General features: G+C 63.4%; 17 protein-coding genes. 4 read left to right on the forward strand and 13 right to left on the reverse strand.

The window, feature by feature from the left end; all coding sequences use genetic code 11:
* Position 1: 1 nt before the first annotated feature.
* The 8 genes from NLY43_RS28660 to NLY43_RS28695 all read right to left on the reverse strand — a co-directional run bounded on the left by NLY43_RS28660 (position 2) and on the right by NLY43_RS28695 (position 6,860).
* The gene (locus tag NLY43_RS28660) at positions 2-1,369 is read right to left on the reverse strand and encodes a xanthine dehydrogenase family protein molybdopterin-binding subunit (protein WP_023673042.1); all 1,368 of its coding nucleotides are present in this window, start codon (positions 1,367-1,369) and stop codon (positions 2-4) included.
* 11 nt (positions 1,370-1,380) lie between these two features.
* The gene (locus NLY43_RS28665; protein WP_023673043.1) at positions 1,381-1,863 is read right to left on the reverse strand and encodes a (2Fe-2S)-binding protein; all 483 of its coding nucleotides are present in this window, start codon (positions 1,861-1,863) and stop codon (positions 1,381-1,383) included.
* Positions 1,864-1,923: 60 nt separating this feature from the next.
* Positions 1,924-2,718, reverse strand: a complete 795-nt coding sequence (locus NLY43_RS28670) for an FAD binding domain-containing protein (RefSeq protein ID WP_023673044.1) — start codon at positions 2,716-2,718, stop codon at positions 1,924-1,926.
* Positions 2,719-2,734: 16 nt separating this feature from the next.
* Positions 2,735-3,178 carry an SRPBCC family protein gene (locus NLY43_RS28675; protein ID WP_023712095.1) on the reverse strand — a complete coding sequence of 148 codons (444 nt, stop codon included), beginning with the start codon at positions 3,176-3,178 and terminating at the stop codon, positions 2,735-2,737.
* 113 nt (positions 3,179-3,291) lie between these two features.
* Entirely contained in the window at positions 3,292-4,119 is an 828-nt protein-coding gene (locus NLY43_RS28680; RefSeq protein ID WP_023712094.1) for an AraC family transcriptional regulator, read from the reverse strand.
* Positions 4,120-4,269: 150 nt separating this feature from the next.
* Positions 4,270-5,040 carry an SDR family oxidoreductase gene (locus tag NLY43_RS28685; protein WP_023712093.1) on the reverse strand — a complete coding sequence of 257 codons (771 nt, stop codon included), beginning with the start codon at positions 5,038-5,040 and terminating at the stop codon, positions 4,270-4,272.
* 39 nt (positions 5,041-5,079) lie between these two features.
* Positions 5,080-6,078: an ABC transporter permease gene (locus NLY43_RS28690; protein WP_023673048.1), complete on the reverse strand. Its 999-nt coding sequence runs from the start codon at positions 6,076-6,078 to the stop codon at positions 5,080-5,082.
* Between the two features lie 41 nt (positions 6,079-6,119).
* Positions 6,120-6,860 (reverse strand): ATP-binding cassette domain-containing protein, encoded by a 741-nt coding sequence (locus tag NLY43_RS28695; protein ID WP_023682237.1) that lies wholly within the window; start codon positions 6,858-6,860, stop codon positions 6,120-6,122.
* Positions 6,861-7,326: 466 nt separating this feature from the next.
* Here NLY43_RS28695 and NLY43_RS28700 point away from each other — a divergent pair, with 466 nt between their 5' ends.
* A complete protein-coding gene (locus NLY43_RS28700; protein ID WP_023673050.1) occupies positions 7,327-8,316 on the forward strand; it encodes a sugar-binding protein in 990 nt (329 codons plus the stop codon).
* 179 nt (positions 8,317-8,495) lie between these two features.
* The gene (locus tag NLY43_RS28705) at positions 8,496-9,278 is read left to right on the forward strand and encodes a FadR/GntR family transcriptional regulator (RefSeq protein ID WP_023712091.1); all 783 of its coding nucleotides are present in this window, start codon (positions 8,496-8,498) and stop codon (positions 9,276-9,278) included.
* Positions 9,279-9,296: 18 nt separating this feature from the next.
* Here the strand turns inward: NLY43_RS28705 and NLY43_RS28710 are convergent, their stop codons facing one another.
* Positions 9,297-10,235: an NAD(P)-dependent oxidoreductase gene (locus tag NLY43_RS28710; RefSeq protein WP_023682235.1), complete on the reverse strand. Its 939-nt coding sequence runs from the start codon at positions 10,233-10,235 to the stop codon at positions 9,297-9,299.
* Positions 10,236-10,352: 117 nt separating this feature from the next.
* On the opposite strand from NLY43_RS28710, the gene NLY43_RS28715 reads away from it, so the two are divergent.
* Entirely contained in the window at positions 10,353-11,243 is an 891-nt protein-coding gene (locus NLY43_RS28715; protein WP_023712090.1) for an NAD-dependent epimerase/dehydratase family protein, read from the forward strand.
* Between the two features lie 118 nt (positions 11,244-11,361).
* Positions 11,362-12,138 carry a FadR/GntR family transcriptional regulator gene (locus NLY43_RS28720; RefSeq protein WP_023725423.1) on the forward strand — a complete coding sequence of 259 codons (777 nt, stop codon included), beginning with the start codon at positions 11,362-11,364 and terminating at the stop codon, positions 12,136-12,138.
* Between the two features lie 149 nt (positions 12,139-12,287).
* Here the strand turns inward: NLY43_RS28720 and NLY43_RS28725 are convergent, their stop codons facing one another.
* The 4 genes from NLY43_RS28725 to NLY43_RS28740 form a co-directional block, all read right to left on the reverse strand.
* Entirely contained in the window at positions 12,288-13,394 is a 1,107-nt protein-coding gene (locus NLY43_RS28725) for a Gfo/Idh/MocA family protein (RefSeq protein ID WP_023673056.1), read from the reverse strand.
* Between the two features lie 33 nt (positions 13,395-13,427).
* A complete protein-coding gene (locus NLY43_RS28730) occupies positions 13,428-14,264 on the reverse strand; it encodes an ATP-binding cassette domain-containing protein (RefSeq protein WP_023712088.1) in 837 nt (278 codons plus the stop codon).
* The gene (locus NLY43_RS28735) at positions 14,261-15,376 is read right to left on the reverse strand and encodes an ABC transporter permease (protein ID WP_031199492.1); all 1,116 of its coding nucleotides are present in this window, start codon (positions 15,374-15,376) and stop codon (positions 14,261-14,263) included. Before NLY43_RS28735 ends, NLY43_RS28730 begins: the two co-directional genes overlap by 4 nt.
* A 157-nt stretch (positions 15,377-15,533) precedes the next feature.
* Positions 15,534-16,502 carry a rhizopine catabolism ABC transporter substrate-binding protein gene (locus NLY43_RS28740; protein WP_023687959.1) on the reverse strand — a complete coding sequence of 323 codons (969 nt, stop codon included), beginning with the start codon at positions 16,500-16,502 and terminating at the stop codon, positions 15,534-15,536.
* Positions 16,503-16,528 lie beyond the last annotated feature (26 nt).

Genomic DNA, 16,528 nt, shown 5'->3' on the forward strand with positions numbered 1-16,528 from the left:
CTCAAGCTCCCTTCTTGTAGGAGGACATCGCCATATACTTCTCCGCCACAGGCCAGTTGGCGGCGCGCGACGCCTCCTGCATACACTCGATCAGCGCCGCTCCTTCGGTCGGCTGGCGATGCGCCTTCATGTCGCCATCGCGATAGGCGTTGATGAAGCGGAATTCGAGCGGGTCCATGCCGATCAGCCGCGCCAGCTTGTCCATCTGCACCTCAAGCGCGAAGTCGCCGATGGTGACGCCGAAGCCGCGCATCGCGGAGGAGGGTGTGCGGTTGGTGTAGACGCAGTAGGTGTCGATCCAGACATTGGGGATGGTGTAGGGGCCGGGATAGTGCGCGGCACCCTTCTGCGCCCCATAAGGCGAGTGGCGCGAATAGGCGCCGGCATCGGTATAGCCGGTCACCTTGCGCGCAACGATGCGGCCATCGTTCATCACGCCGTCCTTGATGATTATCTTTTCGGCGGCGCGGGGTGAGGAGATCTGCATCTCCTCTTCGCGGCTGTAGATGAAGGAGACGGGACGTCCTGTCAGCCTGGCGCCAAGAATGGCGATCGGCTCGACGATGACGTCGACCTTGCCGCCAAAGCCGCCGCCGACAGTGCCGCCGACGAAATGCAGTTTGGAGCCGGGCATCTGCAGGATGATCGACGCGTTGTCGAGGGTGAAGAACATCGCCTGGGTGTTGGTGTAGCAGGTGAAGCGGTCATTGCCTTCGGGCACCACGACGCAGCCCGTGGTCTCGGTCGGCGCATGCTCGATCGGCGAGGACTGGTAGCTCTGTTCCAGGATGTGGTCGGCGCCAGCGAAGCCCGCCTCGACATCGCCGAAGCGCACCTTGCGGCATTCGCCGCTGTCATAGAGGTAATAATTCTGGCCGTGATATTCGTTGACCAAAGGCGCGCCGGGCTTCAGCGCTTCTTCCATGTCGAAGACGGCCGGCAGCACCTCATAATCGACCTTGACCTTGGCTGCCGCTTCCTGAGCCGCGCGCTCGGTCTCGGCCAGCACCGCCACCACGGCCTCGCCCTTCCAGCGCACCTTGCCGTCGGCCAGCACCGTTTCGTCTTCCGGTCCGACCTGGATCAGGATCAGGATGGTGTAGACATTGTGCGGCACATCCTTGGCGGTGAGGATTTTCACCACGCCGGGATGCTTCTCCGCTTCGGAAGTGTCGATCGAACGGATGCGGGCATGGTGGTGCGGACTGCGCACCATTTTCAGGTGAAGCATATTCGGGAAGTTGCGGTCGGCGAAATAGGCGGTCTTGCCCGTCACATGTCCCGGCGAATCCAGCCGAGGCCGCCCATGGCCGATCTCGTGCAGGCCGTCCTTGCGCTGATCGGCGAAATAGTTTTTGCGCAGTTCCATTCTTTTGGTCCTTAGGCCGCGTTCTGCGAATTGGCTCGGGCCGCGGTCAGCACCGCCTGGATGATCGGCTCGTAGCCGGTGCAGCGGCAGATATTGCCGGACAGCGCCTCGACCACATCCTCGCGGCTCGGATTGGGCGTGTGGTCAAGCAGCACCTTGGCGGCCATGATCATGCCCGGCGTGCAGAAGCCGCATTGTGTGGCGAAGGCGTCGAGGAAGGCACGCTGCAGCGGATGCAGGACGCCGGCCTCAGCGAGGCCCGATGTGGTGCGAATGTCGGCGCCGCCGCAGGTCTCGGCCAGCGTCAGGCAAGAGAGCCGGAGTTCGCCGTCGATGATGACCGAACAGGCGCCGCAGGTGCCCTGGTGGCAGCCGCCCTTGGGCGAGGTGTCGCCGATCTTGTCGCGCAGCGCGTGCAGCAGCGTCGTGCCGCTGTCGACAAATTCGGCCTTCTCCGAGCCGTTGAGCGTGAACTGAACCGGAACCTTTGCCATGTTTTCCTCCCAGCGCGCCTGCCCGGTTGATCGGACAGACGCGCGCCCCCCAAGCGGTGGTTAAGTAAGCAGCAGCCGGCCGAGATGGACCGGCAGAACCTCGGCGCGATACCAGGCGCTGGCGATCGGGTCGGTGATTGGCGAGGTGCCTTCACCGGCTGCAGCCAGCGCCGCTGCGACGCCGTCCTGCTCGAGCCTGCTGCCGATCAGTGCCTTTTCCGCAGCACGGGCGCGCATCGGCCGGTCTGCCATGCAGCCGAGCGCGATCCGCGCCGAGGAGACAGTGCCGTCGCCGGCCTGTTCGAGAACGGCGGCGATGCTGAGCACGGAGACGCCCTTCGGCTTGACCCGCGACACTTTCAGGAAGCGGAAATTCTCGGCCTTCGGCAACGCGAAGGCGACTGATGTGACGATGGCGCGGCTGTCGTCCCGCCTGGCCAGAAAATCCTCGATAGGCAATTCCCCATCATCGGTGCCGACCGTCGCATCCAACGCCAGCAGGGCGACAGCGAAATCACCGTAGGGCGCGGGTGCGAACAGATTGCCGCCGACAGTCGCCATATTGCGGATCGCCGGGCCGCCGACGGCGCGCGCAGCCCTGGACAGCGCCGCAAGCTCGGGATGGCGGGCGATGGCCGCCATTGTCACCGAAGCTCCGATGCGGACCTTGCCGCCGGCAACGGTGATCCCGGAGAGGGCCGGATCAGTCGAGCGGACGAGGCCGGTGACGGAGACATCGCCTTCATTGGCGGCGCGCACGACCAGCGTGCCGCCGCCGAGATAGCGGGTGCCGGGCGCCTTCAGCGCCGCGTTGGCATCCCTGACGGCCGAAAAGGTCTGGAGGGCAAGCGCCATGGCAGTCTCCCCTGACTCAGCTCTGGCCAGAAAAATGGCTCTTCAACGCATTGAAGCCACCCTGGAAGACATTGGCGGCCATGCCGGCGGCGATCTTGTCGGCCTCTTCGGGCGCCGCGTCGAAAGTTGCTGTCCATTCGGCATAGGTGCGGTCGCCGTCGGTAACGCGGCGCAATTGCAGCGTCGCTTTGTGATTGGTCAACGGCTGCGGCGTCTCCAGGATGGAGTAGCTGACGCGGAAATTCGCGTCGGAGAAGTCGAGCAGTTTTTCGCGGATACGCGCGCCGCTGGCGAGCTCGAAATTACGCACGCAGCCGATGGTTTCGGTGCTCTTGCCGTCTTCGATATGGCTCTTGACCATGCGCGGATGCCAGCCCGGCAGGCCGTTGAAGTCGCGTATGCGCGCCCAGACCTTTTCGACCGGCGCGTCGATGACGCTGGAGACGGTGACTTCAGCCATATGATCATTCCCCTACGAATTCGATACGCAGCAGGGTAGGGCGGCGGCCGGTGCTGCGCTTATCAATGGGTCTTGCGGCCCTATCAAGGAGTCTGAAAAACGAGCGGCTTGGCTCAGGCCATAGCCCGCGCCGCCTCGCGGTAAAGCGTCGGCGGCACGCCGACATGGTCGCGGAAGAAGCGCGAGAAATTGCCCTGGGTGGTGAAGCCGAGATTGCAGGCGACCGAGATCAGCGGCTCCTGCGACCACTGCAACTGCCGCACGGCTTCCTCCATGCGCAGCGTGTTCCAGTAGACGTTGGGCGTCAGATTGGTCTGTTCCTTGAACAAAGCGAAGAAATGCGGCCGCGACAGGCCGACGCTGCGGGCGACGTCGTCGAACGAAATGCGCTCGCAGACATTGGCCTTCATCAGCTGGATCGCCTTGCGGACGCGGAAATCCTGCATGGTGTTGACGCGGATGCGCGTCTCCTGCGGCGCCGAGGCGTCGGCGGCGTCGAGCACGCTATCGATGAAGCGCTCGATCTCGTAATTGGCGACGTCGTCGATGCTTTCATTATCGCTCAAATGATCGAGCAGGTTGGCGGCGGCCTGGTGCAGCCATGGTTCGAGCGTGATCGCAGCCTGTGCAAACAACGGCGCCGACGAAGGCAGGTCGCGGCGCCGGCGCGCCCAATCCGGATCGATGTAGAAGGCGAGGAACAGGCCGGGCCTGCCGTTGTGCGACAGAATGTGGCTGTGTGGCTGGTAGGAATTGATGCCGGCGGCGGTGCCGGGACCCAGCGGCACCGTCTCGCGGCCGACGGTCATCTCGCCGGCCGTGCCCTCCAGCCAGATGATGATGTGGGCCTCGACATGCGCATGGGTGACGAAGTCGCTGGCGACATTCAGGACAGAAACATGTCCGAACCGGCCCCAATAGAGCCTGATCGCGTCCGTCATGGGTTATACCTCCCGCAGACGACTGGCCTCCCTTCGCCTGCAACGGGATTGTGCGGCTGAGTTCGGGCTCGCGTCAAGGCGCGGGGCGAAAGCCGCTGTGTGCTGCCGGCCGTAGTGGTGGATTTTCAGACTGAGCGATAGGGTTTCCCGTCAAACCGAAGCCGTCATGCCGCCGTCGACATAAAGCGTATGGCCGTTGACGAAGGATGAGGCGTCGGAGGCGAGGAACACGGCGGCGCCGATCAGTTCGTCGACATACCCCCAGCGGCCAGCCGGCGTGCGCTTTTCCAGCCAGGCGGAGAATTCCTGGTTGTCGACCAGCGCCTGGTTCATCTCGGTGCGGAAATAGCCGGGGGCGATGGCATTGATCTGCAAGCCGTATTTCGCCCAGTCGGTGCACATGCCACGGGTCAAATTGCGGATCGCGCCCTTGGTCGCCGTATAGGGCGCGATGTTGGGCCGGGCGAGTTCGCTCTGCACCGAGCCGATGTTTATGATCTTGCCTTTGCCGCGCGCGATCATGTTGCGGGCGACCGCCTTGCCGGCATGGAAGGCGCCGGAGACATTGGTCTTGAACAGCCGCTCCCACTGCTCCTCGGGAAAGTCCTCGAGCGGGGCGCGAAACTGCACGCCGGCATTGTTGATCAGGATGTCGATGGCGCCGATCTCGGCCTCGATGCGGGCGACATCGGCATCGACCGCGCGAAAATCAGTCACGTCGAAGGTCGAGGGGTGCGCTTTGAAGCCGGCGTCGCGCAAGCCGGCGACAGCACCGGCAACCTTGCCGGCATCGCGGCCGTTGAGCACGACACTTGCGCCATGCTCGGCAAGGCCGCGCGCCAGCGCCAGGCCGATGCCTTGGCCGGAGCCGGTGATCAGCGCCAGCCGCCCGTTGAGGTCGAACAGGGATTTCGATGTCAAGGCAACGGTTTCCAGCCGGAAGATTCAGTCCAAAAACATTCAGTCATTGCGCCTGAAGTTGCGGATCCGGTCGAACAGCACCGCGAGCAGGATGGCGCCGCCGATGAACACGCCTTGCCAGAAAGCATTGATGCCGAGCAGACCAAGGCTGTTGCGGATCACTTCGATGAGCGCGGCACCGACAATGGCGCCGAAGGCGGTGCCGACGCCGCCGGCGAGATTGGCGCCGCCGATGACGGTGGCGGCGATGACCTGCAGTTCCATGCCGGTTCCGAGATTGGTGGTGACGGCGCCAAGCCATCCGGTCTGGATGATGCCGGCAATGCCCGCCGCCAGCGCCGAGATCATATAGACGGCGACCTTGATCTGCTTGACGGGAACGCCGGTCAGCGTCGCGGCGTGCTCATTGCCGCCAATGGCGAAGATGTGGCGGCCAAACTTGGTCCAGCGCAGCGTGAAGCCGGTGATCAGCGCCAAAAGGATCATGTAGAGCACCGGATTGGCGATGCCGAACACCCAGGCGCCGCCGCCCAGCGCCAGAAGCTTGTCGTGATCGGGGCCGAACTGGAAGACGACGGTGTTGTTGGAGGCGACCATGGCGAGGCTGCGCGCAATCGACAGCATGCCGAGCGTCACCACGAAGGGTGGAAAGCCGAGATAGGCGATCATGATGCCGTTGAAGGCGCCTATGGCGAGCGCGGTGGCGATCGAGGCGAGGATGCCGACCTCGATGGAGTAGCCGGCATGCATGGTGACGGCCAGCACCATTGACGACAGGCAGAGCACCGAACCGACCGACAGGTCGATGCCACCGGTGATGATGACGAAGGTCATGCCGAGCGCGATGATGGCGACGAAGGTGATGTTGCGGGTGATGTTGTAAAGGTTCTTCGACGTTGCGAAGGCGTCGGTGGCAAAAGACAGGAACAGGCAGGCCAGGATGACCGCGATCACCACCCAGAAGGTCTGGCTGGCAAACAGTCTTGCCGGCAAGGATTGCTGCTTTTGTTCGATCGGCTGGTCAATTGTCAGTGCCATCGTCGACCTTCATCTGCTGTGCGTGGTGAAATTCGCTGAGATCAAACCTGTTCGATGGCGCCGGTGATCAGCCCGGTGACTTCCTCGGGCGAACTTGACGCAATCGTCTTGTCGGCGACCTTGCGGCCGCGCCGCATGACGATGACGCGGTCGGCGACGGTGAACACGTCAGGCATGCGGTGGCTGATCAGCACCACTGCGATGCCCTGGTCGCGCAAATGGCGGATCAGGTTCAGCACTTCGGCGACCTGGCGCACCGAGATCGCGGCCGTCGGTTCGTCCATCAACACGATCTTGGCCTGCGACAGCATGGTGCGCGCGATCGCCACCGCCTGACGCTGGCCGCCCGACATCTGCTTGACGAGGTCGCGCGGACGGGTCTCGGACTTCAACTCGGCGAATAGCTGGCCGGCGCGCTTGTACATGGCGGCATAGTCGAGGATGCGTAAAGGGCCGAGGCCGCGGCGCAATTCACGGCCGAGATAGACATTGGCGGCAGCGGTCAGATTGTTGCACAGCGCCAGGTCCTGGTGGACGATCTCGATGCCGTGCTGGCGAGCTTCCGCCGGCTTGTGCAGGATCAACTCCTTGCCGTCCATCCGCATGACGCCATGGCTGGGGCGGAAATTGCCGGCGATCATCTTGACCAGCGTCGACTTGCCGGCGCCGTTGTCGCCCATCAGGCCGACCACCTGTCCGGGCTCGATCGACAGCGATACGTCGTTGACCGCCTGGATTGCGCCGAAATGCCTCGAGATATTGGTGAGTTCGAGAACCGCCACCAGTCTTTGCCTCCCCGTGTTTTGCGACCCGCTGCTGTTCCCGGCGTGAATGCCGGCGCTGCTTTGGCCCCGCTCTCCCCATCTCCTCCCGGAAACAGCGTCAGCGTTGTTTTACGCAAAAGCCGGCGCTCGTCAATCAATTGTCGGACGAATTGAAGCGTTGGTTATCCAAAAATCCGTTTTGTAGGACAAATAGCATTGACGTTGGCCGCAAGCCGATATTAGCTAAGCGTCGGAGGAGATTGTGCCGATGTCGCTGGCGGTTAGCCGGGCGGAATCGGCGGAGGTTTATCGGTCGAGGTTGCGGCGCCACCCATGTGTTGAGCCGGGCCAATGCCGCATCTGGAAATGCTTATCGATCTGTCTTGGCGACACGAGTGCTCGTGAAACGAACCTCGGTCATTAAGCATCCGGTCGATCTGTGTGGCGGGCACGCCGTGTCCGTCTGTTTCAAGGGAGGACTGACATGAGGAAAACACTTTTGCTCGCCGCCGTCGCCGCCATGGCGCTGGGCGCCGGGCCGGCTTTGGCCAAGAAACAGCTCGTAATCGTGGTGAAGGGTCTCGACAATCCATTCTTCGAAGCCATCCACCAGGGCTGCGAGAAATGGAACAAGGAAAATGCCAGCTCGGAATATGAATGCTTCTACACCGGCCCGGCATCGACTTCCGACGAGGCGGGCGAGGCGCAGATCGTTCAGGACATGCTGAGCAAGGCCGACACGGTGGCAATGGCGATCTCGCCATCCAACGCGCCGCTGATCGCGCAGACGATCAAGACCGCCAATCCGACGATCCCGATCATGACGCTCGACGCCGATCTCAGCAAGGAAGATGCCGCGCTGCGCAAGACCTATCTCGGCACCGACAACTATTTGATGGGTCACAAGATCGGCGAGTACATCAAGAAGGGCAAGCCGAACGGCGGCACGATCTGTACCATCGAAGGCAATCCCGCGGCCGACAACATCCTGCGCCGGGCGCAGGGCATGCGTGACGCGCTGTCGGGCAAGGAAGGCCTGGCGGCACTTGCCGGCGAAGGCGGCTGGACCGAAGTTGCCGGTTGCCCGGTGTTCACCAATGACGACGGCGCCAAGGGCGTGCAGGCGATGACCGACATCCTCGCCGCCAATCCCAAGCTCGACGCCTTCGGCATCATGGGCGGCTGGCCGCTGTTTGGCGCACCGCAGCCCTATCGCGACCTGTTCGGGCCGCTCAAGGACCGCATCGCCAGCAACGACTTCGTCATCGGTGCCGCCGATACGATCGGCGATGAAGTGGCGATCGCCCGTGACGGCCTTGTAACTGCTCTGGTTGGTCAGCGGCCGTTCGAAATGGGCTACAAGGCACCATCGGTGATGATCGATCTGGTCGAAGGCAAGGCCGTCGCCGATCCGGTGTTCACCGGCCTCGACGAATGCACCAAGGACACGGTCGACACCTGCATCCAGAAGTAGGTTCTCGATTTCGGGGCGCCCTTTGACGGGCGCCCCGTCTCTTCCCGGACGGACGCAACGGTTGGGGCAGCAGGCTCCGGCTTTGACGCGTCTGTAGTTTGGATTTTCGGCAACGAGATCGGCGCGCCGTGCAGGTTCGGACCAGTCCGGACGCAGACGGCCGACGCATTGGAACGTGAATGCCGGACGAGAAATCAAAGAAGCGAGCCGAGCGGGCCAAGGCACAAGCCAGCCGCGGTCCGGCTGTCATGCGCAGGGCCGGTGCCGCGCATTTTCCGGGAGCGAGCGTCCATGTCTCGCTGGCCGGCGAGATCGGCCTCAGAATCGTGCGAGGCGATTATCCGCCCGGCACGATTCTGCCCAACGAGGCCAAATGGGCCGAGACCTTCGATGTCAGTCGTTCGGCGGTGCGCGAAGCCATCAAGATGCTGATGGCCAAAAGCCTGCTGGCTTCACGGCCCAAGATCGGCAGCTGGGTCGAGCCCAGGGAACGCTGGAACCTGCTCGACCGCGATGTGCTGGCCTGGTACGCGACCGGGCCGGACCGGGAGGCCTTCCTGCGCACGGTGCAGGAGTTCCGTCACATCATCGAGCCGGAAGCGTCGGCCTTTGCCGCCACGCGGCGCAGCGACGAGCAGATGGACGAGATCAGCCAAGCCTGTCGTGAGATGGGCGAGGCTTTGAACCTGCAGGAGCGTATCCGCGCCGACACGCGTTTTCACCTCGCCATATTGCGCGCCTCGGGCAACGATCTGCTGGTGCCGCTTGGCGTTCTGATCGAGTCGGCGCTCGATCATCTCTTTGTCTTCGTCACACGCGAGACCAGCGATCAGCGGCGGGCGCAGGCGCTGCATGAGGCGATCGAGAAGAACATCCGCCTGCAGCGTCCTGCGGCCGCGCGCAATGCGGTGCACAAACTGCTCGCCAACACCGACGATGTTATCGGCCGGTCGAGGCGCTGACACAGGCTTTTCGCCACCTCAAATCGTCTGCTTCTTGCCATCCTTGCTGGGCATCAGGTCGACGCCGTTGACCTTGCCGATATATGTCGCCAGCATCGGCACGAATTGCTCGGCCGGGCCAGTGGCATGGGCACCGGCGAAGGAGTTCTTGGTGGCGTTGCCGAGCGGGTTGGCGATGCCGGCCGCACCCGCCATCGATTCCAGATAGGTCAGGTCCTTGAAGGCGTTGGCGATGGTGAATTTATGCGCGTCGCGGTCGCCCTCCAGCGTCCAGCGCATGAAGGTCTGGTAGAAGCCGCAATCCATGCGGCCGTTGCGGATGACGCTGTCGAAACGCGGTGGCGAGATGCCGACCTTCTCGGCCAGCGCCAGCGCCTCGGAATAGATCGCGGCATAGCCCAGCGAGATGAAGTTGTTGAGCAGCTTCATGCGGTGGCCGTCACCGGTATCGCCAATATGGACGATGCGGCCGGCCCAGGTTTCGATGACCGGCTTCACACGGGCAAACAGCGCGTCGGGCGCGCCGACCATGGCGTCGAGCGTGCCTTCCCAGGCTTCCTTCGGGGTGCGGCTGAGCGGTGCATCGACGAAGTCGACGCCGATCTCCTTCAGTTCCGCCGCCAGCGCTACCGTCGAGACCGGATCGGCGGTCGAGCAGTCGACGACAACCGAGCCTCTTTTCAGGCCCTCCTTGAGGCCGCCGGGGCCACGGATGATGGCTTCGACCTCGCGCGAGCCGGTGACGCAGATGAAGACGATATCGGATGCCGCTGCCACCTCACGCGAGGTGGCCACTTCCTTCGCACCGCGGCCAGCCAAGTCTTCCGCCGGCTTGCGGTTCTTGCGGCCGAGGAAGGTCAGGCCATAGCCCTTGTCCACGATGTTCTTGGCAATGCCGTGCCCCATCAGGCCAAGGCCGATAAAGCCGATCTTTTCGCTCGCGGCGGTCGTGGTCATGTCTTGAAGTCCTGTTGCGATGATTGATAGTGGGCGCCGCCGTCTGGCGGGCGAGGGTGGTTGCGGAATGCCATATTGTCTGACAATACACGGAAATCCTAGGCATTGGAGACGAAAATGACGAAGCGGATCATGTTCACCGGCGGCAGCGGCAAGGCCGGTCGCCATGTCGTGCAATATCTGGTCGAACAGGGCTGCCAGGTGCTCAACATCGACACCAGGCCGCTCGACAATCCCAAGGTACGCACGCTGATCACCGACATCACCGACAGCGGCCAGGTGTTCAACGCGCTGTCGAGCTATATGGGTCTGCACGAATTCGACCCGTCGCTGCGCCCGCAGCCGGTCGATGCCGTGGTGCACTTCGCCGCCATACCGCGCATCATGATCACGACCGACAATGAGGTGTTCCGCATCAATGCGATGGGCACCTACAACGTCATCGAGGCGGCGGTGAAGCTTGGCATCCCCAAGGTGGTGATCGCGTCCAGCGAGACCACCTACGGCGTGGTGTTCGCCAATGAACCGCGCGACCCCAAATATTTTCCCCTCGATGAAGAATACGACGTCGATCCGATGGACAGCTATGCTCTGTCCAAGGTCGTCAACGAGCACACGGCGCGCGCCTTTGCGCAGCGCAACGGCACCGATATCTATGCGTTGCGCATCGGCAACGTCATCGAGCCGCACGAATATTCGCTGTTTCCGAAGTGGTTTGCCGATCCGGGCTTTCGCAAGCGCATCGCCTGGAGCTATGTCGACGCGCGCGATCTCGGCCAGATCGCGCTGCGCGCCGTTGAAACGGACGGGCTCGGCTTCCAGGTGTTCAACGCCGCCAATGACGACACCTCGTCCGACCTGCCGACAGCGGAACTGTTGAAGCGGTTTTATCCCGACGTGCCGGTCAAGACGAAGCTCGGCGAATATGAAACGCTGCTTTCCAACCGCAAGGCCAGGGACATGCTCGGCTTCCGTCCCGAGCACAGCTGGCGCAAATACGTCAAATAGGACTGGCAAATTGGGCTTTGGGGCAAGGTTGTAACCTGATCTGTGCACAGGCGCAGGCTTTGCCGTCTGCGCCCGGCACTCTGCTTGACAGCTTTCGAAATCCGGACTTTGTGGACGCATGAGGGACGGAAAGCCGAATAAGGGAACGAAGCCTGAAAAGGGGGCATCCGCCGAGCGCCCGGCGGCCCTTCGCCGGGCTGACGCGACCCGGATGCCCGGCACCAGCGTGCATGCGTCACTGGCCAGCGAAATCGGGCTTCGGATCGTGCGCGGCGACTATCCGCCGGGCACCATCCTGCCCAATGAAGCCAAATGGTCCGAAACCTTCAACGTCAGCCGCTCGGCGGTGCGTGAGGCGATCAAGATGCTGATGGCCAAAAGCCTTCTGGCATCGCGCCCCAAGATCGGCAGCTGGGTGGAGCCCAGGGAGCGCTGGAACCTGCTCGATCGCGATGTGCTCGCCTGGTACGCGACCGCGCCCGACCGTGAGGTGTTCCTGAAGACGGTGCAGGAATTCCGCCATATCATCGAGCCGGAAGCGACTGCCTTCGCCGCCATGCGACGCACCGAAGAGCAGATGGCCGAGATCAGCCAGGCCTGCCGCGAGATGGGCGAGGCGCCGAGCCTGCAGGAGCGCACGCGCGCCGATACGCGTTTCCATCTGGCCATCCTGCGCGCCTCCGGCAACGATCTGCTGGTGCCGCTCGGCGTGCTGATCGAATCCGCCTTCGATCATCTGTTCACCTATACGACGCGCGAACTCGACGATCTGCAGCATGCACAGCAACTGCACGAGGCGATCGAGAAGGCCATCCGCCTGCAGCGGCCGGAGGCGGCCCGCAACGCGGTGCGCAAGCTGCTCGCCAATACCGACGGCGTCATCAACACCCGGTAGGATATGCTGATATTCAGGTGAGGCCGGCCTGCAAACGCCGGCTTTCTGCGCTTCCGGTGCTCACTTACTTAAGTACGCTCCGCTCCGGTTCTCGAAATCCAACGTTTTCGGCGCGGCCTGACCTGAATCTCAACACATCCTGCGAGCGCTCAGCCGGCCTGCGAAGTGGCCAGGTGCTGCCTGGTCAGCGCGACCAGCAGCGCCTGGTCGCGGGCGGCGTGCTCGGGGCGGTTGACCACCTCGTCGCCATTGACGATCGCACCCCAGAAGCCGCGCAGTTCCTCGACGAAGGCTTCGCCGTAGCCGGCACGCAGATCCCTTGTCGACAGTGTGTGGCCGTCCGAGGTCTTCACAGTCAGCCGGGTCGGATGATGGTTGAGCCAGGGCGAGGGGAATTCGAGCTCAAGGCTGGCATCGTCGAAGAAGAGCGTGATGCGTTCCTTGTAGTCGGCGAGCTTCGGCACGGTGAGATGCGTCATCGTCCACAGCGCCTGGCCGTCGAGCAGTTTTACCGCGCCCTGGCCGCCATCGCCATTGGCGAAGATCTGCGCGCCGACAACCTCGCCCTCCGGCACGCTGAGCGCGTCGAGCAGGCCGTGTACGGCATTCACATCGTGAATCAAGGCGGAGCTGTAAGCGCCGGTAAACCCACGGAAAGCCAGATCGGTCATGGGCTGGCCGATGGCGCGCTCGACCTGTTGTTTCTGCCTGGCTTGCGCGGCGGCAATCAGCTCCTCGGGAATGTCGTTGCCGCGCTTGTAGCGCTGGTGGGCGATGAACGGCCAGGCATCGGGATCGTTGACCTCGACCGAGACGGACCGCAACGTCTTTGCCGTGCCGGGCAGCGAGGCCAGCGCCAGCCGGTAGCTCGGATCGAAGCGCTTCATATAGCCGACCTGCATGACCTTGCCGGCCTTGTCGCGCGCGGCGATGATCTCGGCGATTTCCGCCGGGGAATAGCAGAGCGGCTTTTCGCAGAAGACATGCAGGCCGCGCCCGAGTGCGGCCAGTACCTGCTCGTGATGCAGCGGGTCGGGCGAGCCGATGACGACGGCGTCGAGCTTCTGGCCGAACAGTTGCTCCGGCGTTTCGAAATTGGCGATGCCGTGAATTTCGCTGACATATTCCCGCGAAATCCTTGACGGGTCGGCAACGCCGACCAGTTCGAACAGGTCGCCGAGCCGCAACAGGTTTGGAATATGCTCGACCTGCGAAATCATGCCGGCGCCGATGACGCCGACGCGTATCCTGCTCATGCTGTTAATACTCTCTGCAAAAGTGTTCCAGGCTCAGGGTGCGGCGGCCGGCCGGTTGCCGATCTGCGCCAACAGCCCGGCAATCTCAGCTTCCACCGCCTTCAAATCCTCGCCGCCCGACATGATGGAAATCACCTCGTCGCGCGAGATCTCGGACTTGGCGTATGTACCGCGATTGCGGCCGCGGTTGAGCAGCGTGAAAGTGTCACCGACAGGGTAGGCGTGGTGGATGTTGTGGCTGATGAAGATCACGGCCAGGCCGCGCATGCGCGCCTCGATGATGAATTTCAGCACCATCGCCGCCTGATGCACGCCGAGCGCCGAGGTCGGTTCGTCCAAAATCAGCACCTTGGCGCCGAAATGCACGGCGCGTGCGATCGCCACCGACTGGCGCTCGCCGCCCGACAGCGTGCCGACGGCCTGCGTCGGGTCGCGCACGTCGATGCCGATATCGGCCATCGCCTGGCGGGCAATTGTGTTGGCGCGCTCCTTGTCGAAGCGCGAGAAGGGCAGGCGGCTTCTGGTCGGCTCGCGGCCGAGGAAGAAGTTGCGCGTGATCGACATCAGCGAGATCATGCCGAGGTCCTGGAAGACCGTCGCGACGCCGAGGTCCTGCGCGTCGCGCGGGCTGCGGAACGTGACGGGCTTGCCGTCGACGAAAATCTCGCCCTTGGTCGGCCGGTGCACGCCCGACAGAACCTTGATCAGCGTCGACTTGCCGGCGCCGTTGTCGCCCAGCAAGCAGTGCACCTCGCCGGGATAGACCTTGATGTCGATATCCTGCAGCGCGCGCACCGAGCCGAAATTGACCGATACACCACGCAATTCCATGGCTGGCTGGATGGCCGGGGATGGGTTTGGATAGGTCATTTGCCACCTCCGCGTCCGAGCGCCTTGAGGCGGATGTAGTTGTTGACGAGCACGGCCATCAAGATGACGATGCCGAGGAAGACCTTGAACCAGTCGGTGTCGATGCCGGTGTAGAAGATGCCCATCTGCACCAGGCCGAAGATCAGCGCGCCGAACAGCACGCCATAGACGGTGCCGTAGCCGCCGGTGAGCAGCACGCCGCCGATGACCGCGGCGATGATCGCCTCGAATTCCTTGAGCAGGCCGCGCGTGGTGTCGGCGGAGCCGGCCTCCATCACCTGGATGGTGGCAAGCAAGGTCGCGGCACAGGCGGTGTAGATGAACAGCGCGATCTTAACCCGGTCGACCGGCACGCCGACATTGCGGGCGGCATTGAGGTCGCCGCCGGTGGCGAAGATCCAGTTGCCGTATTTGGTCTGGGTCAAGACATAGCCGGCAAGCGCTGTCAGTCCGAGCCACCAGACGATCGACATCGGAATGCCGACGACGAAGGGAATGCCGTCGGTACGGGTGGCGATCCAGCCTTGCGTGCCCATCCATTGGAAGAAGCCGGTCAGGAGATGGCCGTTGAACAGGCCCGCGGTTGCCGGGTCCGGCGCGCCGTCGAGGATGTAGGGGATCTGCGTGCGGCCGGTGACGGCGCGGGTGATGCCGATCGACAGGCCGCGCAGGATGTAGAGCGACGCCAGCGTCACGATGAAGGAGGGCAGGCGGGTCTTCACCACGATCAGGCCGTTGACGTAGCCGGTGAGGATGGCGACAGCGAAGGCGCAGGCGATGCCGCCCCACAGCGGCAGGTCCCAATATTTCACCGTCAGTCCGATGACGACGCCAGCGAAGCCGACCATCGAGCCGACCGAGAGATCGAACTCGCCGGCGATGATGAGAAGGGCTGCGGCCGTGGCGATGATGCCGAGTTCGGCTGCCAGCGTCAGGAAGGTCATCGACCCCTGCAGCGAATAGAGGTTCGACGCACCCGGCAGCAGGGCGAAGATGATGATGGTGGCGATGAGGCCGCCGGCGGCACCGGCTTCGGGCCGGCGCAGCCATTGCGTCAGCCGGCCGGTGCTGGCCAGCCGCTCGTCAGTGCCGGCAGCCCGTTTCGACGTCATGCCGAAACGGTCCTTGCCCAGTACCCCGGGGGCCGGCGCTTCTGGAGGTATCGCCTTGTCTTCCACAACAGCCATTAGGCTCCCCAATCGCTCACTTCGCAATCTCGACCAGAGACGGGGAGCGCATGGCGGCTCCCCGATCCGTTTTGGTCTTGCCTTAGCGGATGCCGTCCTTGGCGAGCGCCAGGATCGCCTTGGCCTTGTCGGGCGAGTCGATGAACAGCGGCCCGGTGTAGGCGTTGTTCTGCGGCCAGAAGCCATGTGTGGCATGCTCGACCAGATAGATCACCGGCAGGTATCCCATCAGATATTGCTGGGCGTCCATGCCGAAGCCCATTTCGCCGGCGACGACGGAATCCAGGACTTCGGGGCTGATGTCGAAGGTGTAGAGCTTGATCTTGCCGAACAGTTCCTTCTGCCGGAAGAACGGGATCAGCGGATTGGCGGCGGTGGCGCCGAGCGCAAACACCGCCTGGGTGTCGGGATGCGCCGACAGATAGGCCTCGGTGCGGCGCTGGATGTCGGCCGGATCGGGCGACACGGTAAGCACCTCGGTGCCGCCGCCTGACGGCTTCAGCCCGTCATTCAACCCCTGGCAGCGCTGGTCGAGGCTGACATTGCCGACCTCGTGGTTGATGCAGACGACCTTGAGCGTGCCTTCCTTGGCCAGCCGCTCGCCCGCCTTCTTGCCGGAATCATATTCGGAGACTGTGCCGACGTAGAGAGAGGTGCCGAGTTCGGCGCCTTCCTTCTCGCCGGAATCCAGGACGACCATCGGAATGTTGGCGGCAAGGCCGGCCTTGACCGATTTACCAAGCGCATTGGCGTCGGCAATGGAGACGGCGATGCCGTCGGGATTGGTGGCGATGGCCGCGTCGAGCAGGCGGGCCTGTTCGACCACGTCGAACACTTGCGGCGCATAATATTCGACCTTGGCGCCGGTGAGCGCCGCCGCATCGTCGACGCCGCGCTTGACCACCGACCAGTAGGGATCGGAGGCCGAGCCATGCACCACGAAGGTGATGCGGACATCCTTCGGGTCCTTCAGGCCCGCGGCCTGCACGACGCCCGCCAGCATACTCATCGAGACAAGCGCGCCGAGCGCCAGTTTCAGAACAGTCTTCATGTCATTCTCCCATTGTCGTTGCAGTT

This window comes from Mesorhizobium sp. C416B (assembly GCF_030323165.1).
In the GTDB taxonomy this organism is placed as follows: domain Bacteria; phylum Pseudomonadota; class Alphaproteobacteria; order Rhizobiales; family Rhizobiaceae; genus Mesorhizobium.

What these genes read in the sequence shown, in the direction of transcription:
- NLY43_RS28660 (WP_023673042.1), bottom strand. Translation starts at nt 1,369, where the DNA reads ATGGAACTGCGCAAAAACTATTTCGCCGATCAGCGCAAGGACGGCCTG.
- NLY43_RS28725 (WP_023673056.1), bottom strand. Translation starts at nt 13,394, where the DNA reads ATGAGCAGGATACGCGTCGGCGTCATCGGCGCCGGCATGATTTCGCAG.
- NLY43_RS28730 (WP_023712088.1), bottom strand. Translation starts at nt 14,264, where the DNA reads ATGACCTATCCAAACCCATCCCCGGCCATCCAGCCAGCCATGGAATTG.
- NLY43_RS28715 (WP_023712090.1), top strand. Translation starts at nt 10,353, where the DNA reads ATGACGAAGCGGATCATGTTCACCGGCGGCAGCGGCAAGGCCGGTCGC.
- NLY43_RS28735 (WP_031199492.1), bottom strand. Translation starts at nt 15,376, where the DNA reads ATGACGTCGAAACGGGCTGCCGGCACTGACGAGCGGCTGGCCAGCACC.
- NLY43_RS28675 (WP_023712095.1), bottom strand. Translation starts at nt 3,178, where the DNA reads ATGGCTGAAGTCACCGTCTCCAGCGTCATCGACGCGCCGGTCGAAAAG.
- NLY43_RS28670 (WP_023673044.1), bottom strand. Translation starts at nt 2,718, where the DNA reads ATGGCGCTTGCCCTCCAGACCTTTTCGGCCGTCAGGGATGCCAACGCG.
- NLY43_RS28705 (WP_023712091.1), top strand. Translation starts at nt 8,496, where the DNA reads ATGCCGGACGAGAAATCAAAGAAGCGAGCCGAGCGGGCCAAGGCACAA.
- NLY43_RS28665 (WP_023673043.1), bottom strand. Translation starts at nt 1,863, where the DNA reads ATGGCAAAGGTTCCGGTTCAGTTCACGCTCAACGGCTCGGAGAAGGCC.
- NLY43_RS28720 (WP_023725423.1), top strand. Translation starts at nt 11,362, where the DNA reads ATGAGGGACGGAAAGCCGAATAAGGGAACGAAGCCTGAAAAGGGGGCA.
- NLY43_RS28690 (WP_023673048.1), bottom strand. Translation starts at nt 6,078, where the DNA reads ATGGCACTGACAATTGACCAGCCGATCGAACAAAAGCAGCAATCCTTG.
- NLY43_RS28740 (WP_023687959.1), bottom strand. Translation starts at nt 16,502, where the DNA reads ATGAAGACTGTTCTGAAACTGGCGCTCGGCGCGCTTGTCTCGATGAGT.
- NLY43_RS28680 (WP_023712094.1), bottom strand. Translation starts at nt 4,119, where the DNA reads ATGACGGACGCGATCAGGCTCTATTGGGGCCGGTTCGGACATGTTTCT.
- NLY43_RS28710 (WP_023682235.1), bottom strand. Translation starts at nt 10,235, where the DNA reads ATGACCACGACCGCCGCGAGCGAAAAGATCGGCTTTATCGGCCTTGGC.
- NLY43_RS28700 (WP_023673050.1), top strand. Translation starts at nt 7,327, where the DNA reads ATGAGGAAAACACTTTTGCTCGCCGCCGTCGCCGCCATGGCGCTGGGC.